The sequence below is a fragment of the Kytococcus schroeteri genome (assembly GCF_002847825.1).
Classification (GTDB): domain Bacteria; phylum Actinomycetota; class Actinomycetes; order Actinomycetales; family Dermatophilaceae; genus Kytococcus; species Kytococcus schroeteri.
Map to the genome: position 1 here is coordinate 1 of NZ_PKIZ01000033.1, position 7,151 is coordinate 7,151.

The 7,151-nt window shown below is 70.2% G+C and carries 10 protein-coding genes; 6 read left to right on the plus strand and 4 right to left on the minus strand.

Going from position 1 to position 7,151, the window contains the following annotated elements; all coding sequences use genetic code 11:
- Positions 1 to 85: 85 nt before the first annotated feature.
- Positions 86 to 337 carry a transposase family protein gene (locus CYJ76_RS11280; protein ID WP_238138196.1) on the minus strand — a complete coding sequence of 84 codons (252 nt, stop codon included), beginning with the start codon at positions 335 to 337 and terminating at the stop codon, positions 86 to 88.
- Between the two features lie 186 nt (positions 338 to 523).
- Between CYJ76_RS11280 and CYJ76_RS12580 the strand changes: the two genes are divergently transcribed.
- The gene (locus CYJ76_RS12580; protein ID WP_180802298.1) at positions 524 to 664 is read left to right on the plus strand and encodes a hypothetical protein; all 141 of its coding nucleotides are present in this window, start codon (positions 524 to 526) and stop codon (positions 662 to 664) included.
- Between the two features lie 72 nt (positions 665 to 736).
- On the opposite strand, the gene CYJ76_RS11285 is transcribed toward CYJ76_RS12580, so the two are convergent.
- The 3 genes from CYJ76_RS11285 to CYJ76_RS11295 all read right to left on the minus strand — a co-directional run bounded on the left by CYJ76_RS11285 (position 737) and on the right by CYJ76_RS11295 (position 3,722).
- Positions 737 to 1,000 (minus strand): hypothetical protein, encoded by a 264-nt coding sequence (locus CYJ76_RS11285; RefSeq protein ID WP_070706119.1) that lies wholly within the window; start codon positions 998 to 1,000, stop codon positions 737 to 739.
- A gap of 134 nt (positions 1,001 to 1,134) precedes the next feature.
- Positions 1,135 to 2,250 carry an amidase domain-containing protein gene (locus CYJ76_RS11290; RefSeq protein ID WP_101850145.1) on the minus strand — a complete coding sequence of 372 codons (1,116 nt, stop codon included), beginning with the start codon at positions 2,248 to 2,250 and terminating at the stop codon, positions 1,135 to 1,137.
- A gap of 671 nt (positions 2,251 to 2,921) precedes the next feature.
- Positions 2,922 to 3,722: a VOC family protein gene (locus CYJ76_RS11295; RefSeq protein ID WP_101850146.1), complete on the minus strand. Its 801-nt coding sequence runs from the start codon at positions 3,720 to 3,722 to the stop codon at positions 2,922 to 2,924.
- Between the two features lie 75 nt (positions 3,723 to 3,797).
- Here CYJ76_RS11295 and CYJ76_RS11300 point away from each other — a divergent pair, with 75 nt between their 5' ends.
- The 5 genes from CYJ76_RS11300 to CYJ76_RS11320 all read left to right on the plus strand — a co-directional run bounded on the left by CYJ76_RS11300 (position 3,798) and on the right by CYJ76_RS11320 (position 6,929).
- Complete coding sequence (locus tag CYJ76_RS11300; RefSeq protein WP_237769852.1) at positions 3,798 to 4,454, plus strand: TetR/AcrR family transcriptional regulator; 657 nt, start codon at positions 3,798 to 3,800, stop codon at positions 4,452 to 4,454.
- A 42-nt stretch (positions 4,455 to 4,496) separates the two neighbouring features.
- Positions 4,497 to 5,048, plus strand: a complete 552-nt coding sequence (locus tag CYJ76_RS11305) for a DinB family protein (RefSeq protein WP_070706126.1) — start codon at positions 4,497 to 4,499, stop codon at positions 5,046 to 5,048.
- Positions 5,049 to 5,075: 27 nt separating this feature from the next.
- Entirely contained in the window at positions 5,076 to 5,507 is a 432-nt protein-coding gene (locus CYJ76_RS11310; protein ID WP_070706128.1) for an NUDIX hydrolase, read from the plus strand.
- Between the two features lie 51 nt (positions 5,508 to 5,558).
- The gene (locus tag CYJ76_RS11315) at positions 5,559 to 6,014 is read left to right on the plus strand and encodes a DUF3995 domain-containing protein (protein ID WP_070706130.1); all 456 of its coding nucleotides are present in this window, start codon (positions 5,559 to 5,561) and stop codon (positions 6,012 to 6,014) included.
- A gap of 129 nt (positions 6,015 to 6,143) precedes the next feature.
- On the plus strand, positions 6,144 to 6,929 hold the full coding sequence (locus CYJ76_RS11320; protein ID WP_101850147.1) for an alpha/beta hydrolase family protein: 786 nt from the start codon (positions 6,144 to 6,146) through the stop codon (positions 6,927 to 6,929).
- The last annotated feature ends 222 nt before the right edge of the window (positions 6,930 to 7,151 follow it).

Sequence of the window (7,151 nt, forward strand, 5' to 3'; positions counted from 1 at the left end):
CCTCCGAGGGTCCGCCCTCGGCTTCCGCAACCTGACCCACTACGTCGCCCGATCCCTCCTCGAAGCCGGCGGCTTCAGACCACGACTACACCCTCAGATCGGATGAGCCGGTGAAGCTCGCACCAGGGCAGAGGGCCTCTCGGCACACGTATCTGCGCTTGGCCCACACCAGTCGCACCGGTCTGCCGAACGAGGGGGCGTCCACCAGGCGGACCTGATCGCGGCCGTGAGCGGTGGCCACCACCCCACAGTGCGGGCACCCGGCCGGCCCCGACGTGGACTCCACGTGCACCACCAGCCCAGCATCACCGTCATCCACCACCCCGGTGACGCTCATCGCCGGCAACCCCAGCCACGTCTGACAGGCACCACACGAGGCAGCAGGGCACGGGGAAGTAGGCTCAGGCACAGTCGAGGTCCTTGGCGATCCGAGGGGGTAGAAGTCCTCAGATCATGCCCGGGACCTCGACCCCTACCCCCAAGCACCCACGCTCAACTCCGAAGAGCCCACAATCTGGACGTTGTGAGCCAGGCCGACCACGTGATCGACGTGGGCCCCGGCGCCGGTCGCCAGGGCGGCGAGGTGGTCTTCACCGGCACCCCCGCGGAGCTCACGCTGGCCGACACCGCCACCGGCCGCGCGCTGAAGACCGCCACGGCCTGACGCGGTGACCGTGGCCAACGAGGCCCGGTCTCCCTGGTGGGGCCGGGCCTCGTCGGTCGATAGGGTCGCCGCTCAGCGGGGGATGTCCTCGTCGTGGGGCTGCACGACGTAACGGTCCCCGTCCTCGCTCACGTCCCACACGGTGACCGTCGCGACGGGGCCGTCGGCGGTGCTGACCTGCACCTGGTGGTTGCGGGCCATCTGCTCCCCGGTCAGCTCGCGGACCGTGAGCTCGGAGGCGGCGTCAGCGCCTCCAGCCTTCTCGCGCACGGCGTTCAACCAGTTGCTGGTCTTGGGCTCGAAGCCCTCCCCGGAGAACTCACAGACCGAGTCCACAGTGGCTTCGGGGCCGGTTTCCTTCAACAGGGCCGAGACCACCTCGGTGGGCGTCTCCCGCCCGCTCCCGCACGTGCCCTGGGAGCACCCCGTGATGGAGGCTGCTGTCAGGGCCGCGATCAGTGTAATGCGGATCAGACAGCGGTGGCGAACCATGTGCGTCCCGACTTACCCATGGCGGTGAAGGGCTTGTTGAGGGTGTCGGTGGTGTGGTACGAGAGCAGTGGGACCCCGTTATCGATCTTTGTGACCACCATGGTGTGGTTCATGTTGGCCGACCCACCTTCCTTGTACTGCAGGATGTCACCATTGCGCAGGTCATAGACGTTGGGGAGTCGCCCTGCCTGGCCAGACTTGTTGCGGGCAAAGCGGTAGAAGTTCTCTGCGCCTGCCCAAGTCCAACTTGCCTTGACCGCGAGGCCGCCAGAGTAGTACCATGTCGTGTCGTCTCTGTACCACCCGTTTCGGGTCCGCCACCCGCCTGCCTTAAGGGCTTGCGAGATGAAACTGGTGCAGTCGTTCGAGAACGGCTTGTAGGCGCTGTTCCTGGAGAGGGCGTGCCGGCGACCGTAGTCGCGCACGGTGGTGTTGTTGGCTACGTTCGAGTATCCGGTGTAGATGCCCGCCGCGGTGCCCCCGGTGGGACGCGTCGAGGATGAAGGAACCTGCATGGCCGGCGGCAGAGGGGGCAACTCGGTGTCGGACGGTTCTACTGACTCGTCGGTGTAGTCGATGCCGAGTGAATCTGCCATGGAAGCTACTGAGGGGTCCGTTCGGACGATCTCAGGGGAGACGGCAAAGAACGTACCTGCCGGAACGCCTTGCGTGGCCTCGTCGACGATAACGAAGGTTTCCATCTCCTCCCACGTCGTTCCAGTGTTCAGGGTGCGGACCGTGTGCAGCGTGACAAGGCGACCGCCCTCGAGCGCGGTGGTGGAGACGGCAGCCGACTGCGTCTTCACGACCAGGAGGCTACCGTCCTCCTGCATGGCGTCATACATGGCGTCGACCCTGTTCGCCTCGGCCCTTACGGACTGCGCATTGGTCTCGGCGTCGGCGGTAGAGTATGCGCCGATCGTCTGGATGCTCCCGTCGGCAACTTGGCTCTCGTTGATTTGCGTGACGAGGGTGGCCAACTCGGCGGCCCCCATTCCAGATGGCTGGGTCGGTGTGTCAGCGGTGGGTGCAGCAGCGGTGGGTGCGGCCAACGCTAAGGAGATCACGGTGATCGTGGACAGGGAACGCAACATGAAGCATCCTTTCGAAAAAGTTGCAGGCAACCTTAGGTTGCAGACAACATTGGGAACGGCGATCCCGGGAGGGTGACGTTCGCGAAGGATGCGCAGAAGTTACGTATGGGATGATCCCGAGAGCTTCAAGATACTTGGGGAGTGCGGGAGTGTCAAGGGGGGGTGTCACTATGGGATTCGCCAAGCGGCTGCGCCGGGTGATGCCGTCTCGGAGCATGGCGTGCGGGATATCGCGCCGACGTCGAGCCAGGCAGATCGGGGAGGCGTCGTGCGTCTTGCCCTGGGCGCGCTTTCGGCAGAAGTAGGCGCGGCTGGTGGGTTCGGACATGGCGGCGATGGCCGACAAGGAGGACGCGCGCTCGAGCTGCTTGTTGCCGTCAATGGGAGGGATCCTCGCCACGGCTCAATGTGTCTGATCTTCGGGTGATGGGCGCCAGTCGGGCGTGGGCCGCCGGATGTCCCGATGTGGCGAACGAGCCCCCCGACGTGGTGAGCCAGTCCGAAGGGTCCTCGTCGTGGACCAGTGAAAGCCACCGGGTTGGTGAGGTGGTGCACTGGCGCCTCGGTGTCGACATGGTGCATGCCGGCACTACGACCGGGCAGGCGCTGCAGGGGGCCGTCGGTGGTTGACGAACATGTGGAGGTCCGGCGGGCGCACGCGGGGGATCGGGTCAACCCTCGGGAACTTGGTGCTGCATCTCCTCCGAGCCCTCGAACAGCCCGAACGCCGCACCCGCCGGGGTGGTCAGGTGCGCCGAGCGACCGAACTCGAGTTCCATCACCTCACCCACCTGCCCGGCACCGAGTTCCCGCGCCCTCGCCAGCACCGGGTCGAGCTGCGGCACCAGCGTGTACTGCACCCACAGTGCCTCGGCGCCGGCCTCCAACGGCCCGATGCCGAAGATCCCGTCCTGACCCAGCTGCGCCACCGAGTAGGGCGCCATCTGTTGGTCGAAGGTGAACCCGAACAGCTCGCCGTAGAACGCCTCGGCGGCCGCCACGTCCGGGGTCAGCAGGTCCTGCCAGCAGGGGAAGCCCAGCTCGTCGACCGTGCCGTAGCCCAGCATCCCGTGGCTCTCGTAGAAGGCCACCAGAGCCCCGGCGGGGTCCACGATCGCCGAGAAGCGTCCATGGTCCGGCACCGTGGTGGGCGCGATCTCCTCGGTCGCCCCGAGCTCCAGGGCCTTCGCGTGCGTGACGTCGGCATCGTCGGTGGCCAGGAAGACCGCGGCCACGTCGACCCCGCACGGCAGTGCCGGGCCGATGCCGAGCACATGGCGCCCGTCGATCTGGGCCGTGGTGTATCCGCCCATCTCCGGGCCACCAGCGGGGATGTCCATGGCGATCAGTCCGGGCTCGACCTCCCGGGAGAACAGGGCACGGAAGAACGCGGCCGTGCCGTCGGGGTTGGTGGTCCAGAAGTCCCGCCAGATGGGCGTCCCGGCGCGTTGGGTGGTGGTGCGTGCGGTCATGGTGCAGGTCCCTTCAGAGGAATGTGAACGGTGTCCACATGTAGGATGTGTTCACCGTACACATCAAGGAGTCCCGTGCCAAGCCCCCCATCCGATCCCGGTGAGAACCCCGCCCCGCGCGGGGGCTACCACCACGGCGACCTGCGCGCCGCCCTCATCGAGCAGGCGGAGGCCGTGGCCCGGGAGAAGGGTCCGGAGGCACTGACGATGCGGGCGCTCACCCGCCAGGTGGGCGTGAGTGCGAACGCGGCCTACCGCCACTTCGCCGACCGCGCCGCCCTGGTGCAGGAGGTCACCTTCCGGGCCCAGGCGGCCGTGGCCCGCGCGATGGACGCCGCCCGGGCCGGCCTCCCCGCGCAGGCCGATGGGGCGGCTCACCTCACGGCCGTGGGGCGCACCTACATCGAGGCCGCACGGGCCGAGCCCGGGCTGTTCCGCACGGCCTTCACCGAGCCGGCGGACCTCGAGCTCTCCGCCGACCCCCGGGCCGCTGGCGATTCGGGCCTCACCCCCTTCCTGCACCTGTCCGATGCCCTCGACCGCATGGTCGCCGACGGCTCGCTGGCCGCTGAGCTGCGCGAGGGCGCAGAGGCGCCGTGCTGGTCGGCCGTGCACGGGTTCTCGATGCTGGTCGTCTCCGGCCCGCTGCGCAGCGCACCGGACGAGGTGGTCGACGCCCTGGCCGCCCGCACTGTGGCCACCGCCGTGCACGGCATCACCCAGGCGCCGTGAAACCCGCTTGACCGGCAGTGCCCCAGCGGCGAGCCTCCCCCCATGACCACCGCAGCGCCGAACCTCCCCGCCACCACCCCCGACCCGCCGGACACCCGACCCGACCAGGCCTTCCTCGCCGGCGACCGGGAGAACCTCGAGTGGTGGGTGGAGCTGTACCGACAGACCCTGCCGCTCAAGGTCGGCGGGCTCACCGGCGAGCAGCTCGCCCAGCGCGCGGTCCCCCCATCGACGCTGTCGTTGGCGGGCATCGTCCGCCACCTCACCGAGGTGGAGCTGTACTGGTGCGGTGAGGTCGTCGCGGGTGCGGAGGTGCCGGACGTCTACTCCACCCCCGCCTCACCGGACGGGGACTTCCTCGATGCCGGGGCCGCGACCGCCGTACAGGATGTCGCCGCCTTCTCCGATGCGGTGGACCGCGCCCGCGCCTGGTGTGCGGGGGTCACCGACCTCGACGCCCCGGTCGCCGGCACCCGCCACGGGGACCCGGTGAACCTGCGCTGGGTGTACGCGCATCTCATCGAGGAGTACGCCCGGCACCTGGGGCATGCGGACCTGCTGCGCGAGGTCGTCGACGGCCGCACCGGTTACTGAGCGGGCGCCGCCGCTACCCTCGCGACCATGACTGCGACGTCCGCCGACCAGCCGCCCATCGTCGTCACCGGGGTGGTGGTCCGCGACGGCGCCGGCCGCGTCCTCACCGTCCGCAAGCGCGGCACCGAGCGCTTCATGCTGCCCGGCGGCAAGCCCGAGGCGGGGGAGTCGCCGGCGCAGACCGGGGCGCGGGAGCTGGGTGAGGAGCTCGGGCTGCGGGTGGACCCCGCATCGATGCAGCTGCTCGGCGCCTTCTCCGGCCCGGCGGCCAATGAGCCGGGCCGCCTCCTGAAGAGCACCGTCTTCCACGCCCGTCCCGAGGGGGAGCCTCGGGCGGCCGCCGAGATCGACGAGCTGCGTTGGCTCCCGGTGGATGCCGGCGCGCTCGAAGCCGAGATCGCCCCCGAGCTCCTGGCCCCGCTGCTGGCCGACCACGTGCTGCCACTGCTGCGGGATTGACCGGCGAGAAGACTGTGGCGCGGGATCGCGCGACTCCGGCAGGCTGGACCCATGAGCGACGGGAGGGTGTGGTTCACCACGGCCATGCTGGCCGGGCTGGTCCACGCCGCCGCCAGCCTGTTCTGGACCCTCGGTGGTACGTGGCTGCTGGACACGGTGGGTGACTTCGCCGTCGAGATGCAGGAGGAGGGTGCCGCCTCGACCCGCGCGCTGCTGGGTGCCGTCACCCTCGCGAAGGCTGCCGGTGCCGTGGTGCCCTGGTGGGGACACCGCAGCCAGCCCGCCCCGCGGTGGATCCGGGTGGCCTCGTGGGCAGGCGCCGGGGTGCTGCTCCTCTGGGGCGGTGCCGGGATGCTGGGAGCCTGGGCGGGTCTGGCCGGTGGCGGCACGCTGCAGGACCCGGCGCTCGCGGGGCACGCGCTGCTGTGGGACCCGCTGTTCGTCCTCTGGGGTGCGGCGCTCGCGGCCGGCCTCCGCGCCACCCGCCCCGGCGATCTCGACACCTGATCACTGCGATGTGCGCGGATCCCCGGCGTGTCGCGTCAAAGTGGACACCTGACAACTGCGAGTTGCGGAGGGGGTGAGGGGGGACGGGGTCGGCCCCGGTGAGCGCCGGACCCCGCTAGCGTGCGGGGCATGGCCGAGAACCCGCAGGACACCGCCGTGCTCGAGGACGAGGTCATCGCCCGCCTGGAGGACCACGCCCCGCCGACGGGCACGGACATCGGCAGCCACGGCCTGGTGGTGGAGACCTTCGGTTCCGAGGAGGCCACCACTGCCACGGTGCTGGTGCACGGCGGCTTCTGGCGCCCCGGCATCGACCGCACCCACCTGCGGGCCGCCGCCCATGTGCTGGCCGACCACGGGTTCCGCGTGGCCCTGCCGGAGTACCGCCGTGAGCCGGGCAACCCGATGGGAAGCCTCGCCGACCTGCTGGCCGTGGACGAGCTGCTCACCGAGCAGGGCTGGTACGGGCAGGGGCCCGTGGCCGGCGTGTGGGTGGGCCACTCCGCCGGCGGCACCTTGGCGCTGCTGCGCGCGATGGAGCCCGGCCGGCCCGAGGTGGCGGCCGTCTCCCTGGCGGGCGTCACCGATCTCACGCGCGGCGCGCGCGAGGGCCTCGGTCACGGCGCCGTGACCGACTGGGTGGGCGCCGGGCCGGACGAGGCGCCCGAGGCCTACGACCACCTCGACCCGCGCCGCCGCTGGGCCGACGCCCAGCCGGTGGATGCCGTGCTCGTCCACGGCGCCGACGACGCCACCGTGCCCGTCGCCCACAGCGAGGACTTCGACGCCCCCAGCCACGTGCTGCCGGGCGCCCACCACGCGGACCTCATCGACCCCGACTCGCCGCACTGGCACCACGTGCACACGGCCTTCCTCGAGGCCTACTCCGCCCTCTGGCAGCGCACGATGCAGTGACCTCGGGGGCACCTTTGCCTCGGTCTGCCTCCAAGGGCGTTGGTGCGCAAGGATTTGACGGCCCCCCGGGGGGGGATACTCTGGCTCGTTCATTTCGATGAGTCGCTGAGGGGGGTTCAGATGCGTTCGGCCAAGGGTTTGCTGGCTCTTCGGAGTTGAGCGTGGGTCATGGGGTGAGTCCTCCGCCGATGAGGAGCATGCGGAGTCGGTAGTTGTGGCGGT

Bases quoted from the DNA above. Each gene is read 5' to 3' on its own strand.
- CYJ76_RS11295 (WP_101850146.1), bottom strand. From the start codon at position 3,722: ATGACCGCACGCACCACCACCCAACGCGCCGGGACGCCCATCTGGCGG.
- CYJ76_RS11280 (WP_238138196.1), bottom strand. From the start codon at position 337: ATGAGCGTCACCGGGGTGGTGGATGACGGTGATGCTGGGCTGGTGGTG.
- CYJ76_RS11320 (WP_101850147.1), top strand. From the start codon at position 6,144: ATGGCCGAGAACCCGCAGGACACCGCCGTGCTCGAGGACGAGGTCATC.
- CYJ76_RS11315 (WP_070706130.1), top strand. From the start codon at position 5,559: ATGAGCGACGGGAGGGTGTGGTTCACCACGGCCATGCTGGCCGGGCTG.
- CYJ76_RS11305 (WP_070706126.1), top strand. From the start codon at position 4,497: ATGACCACCGCAGCGCCGAACCTCCCCGCCACCACCCCCGACCCGCCG.
- CYJ76_RS11310 (WP_070706128.1), top strand. From the start codon at position 5,076: ATGACTGCGACGTCCGCCGACCAGCCGCCCATCGTCGTCACCGGGGTG.
- CYJ76_RS11290 (WP_101850145.1), bottom strand. From the start codon at position 2,250: ATGTTGCGTTCCCTGTCCACGATCACCGTGATCTCCTTAGCGTTGGCC.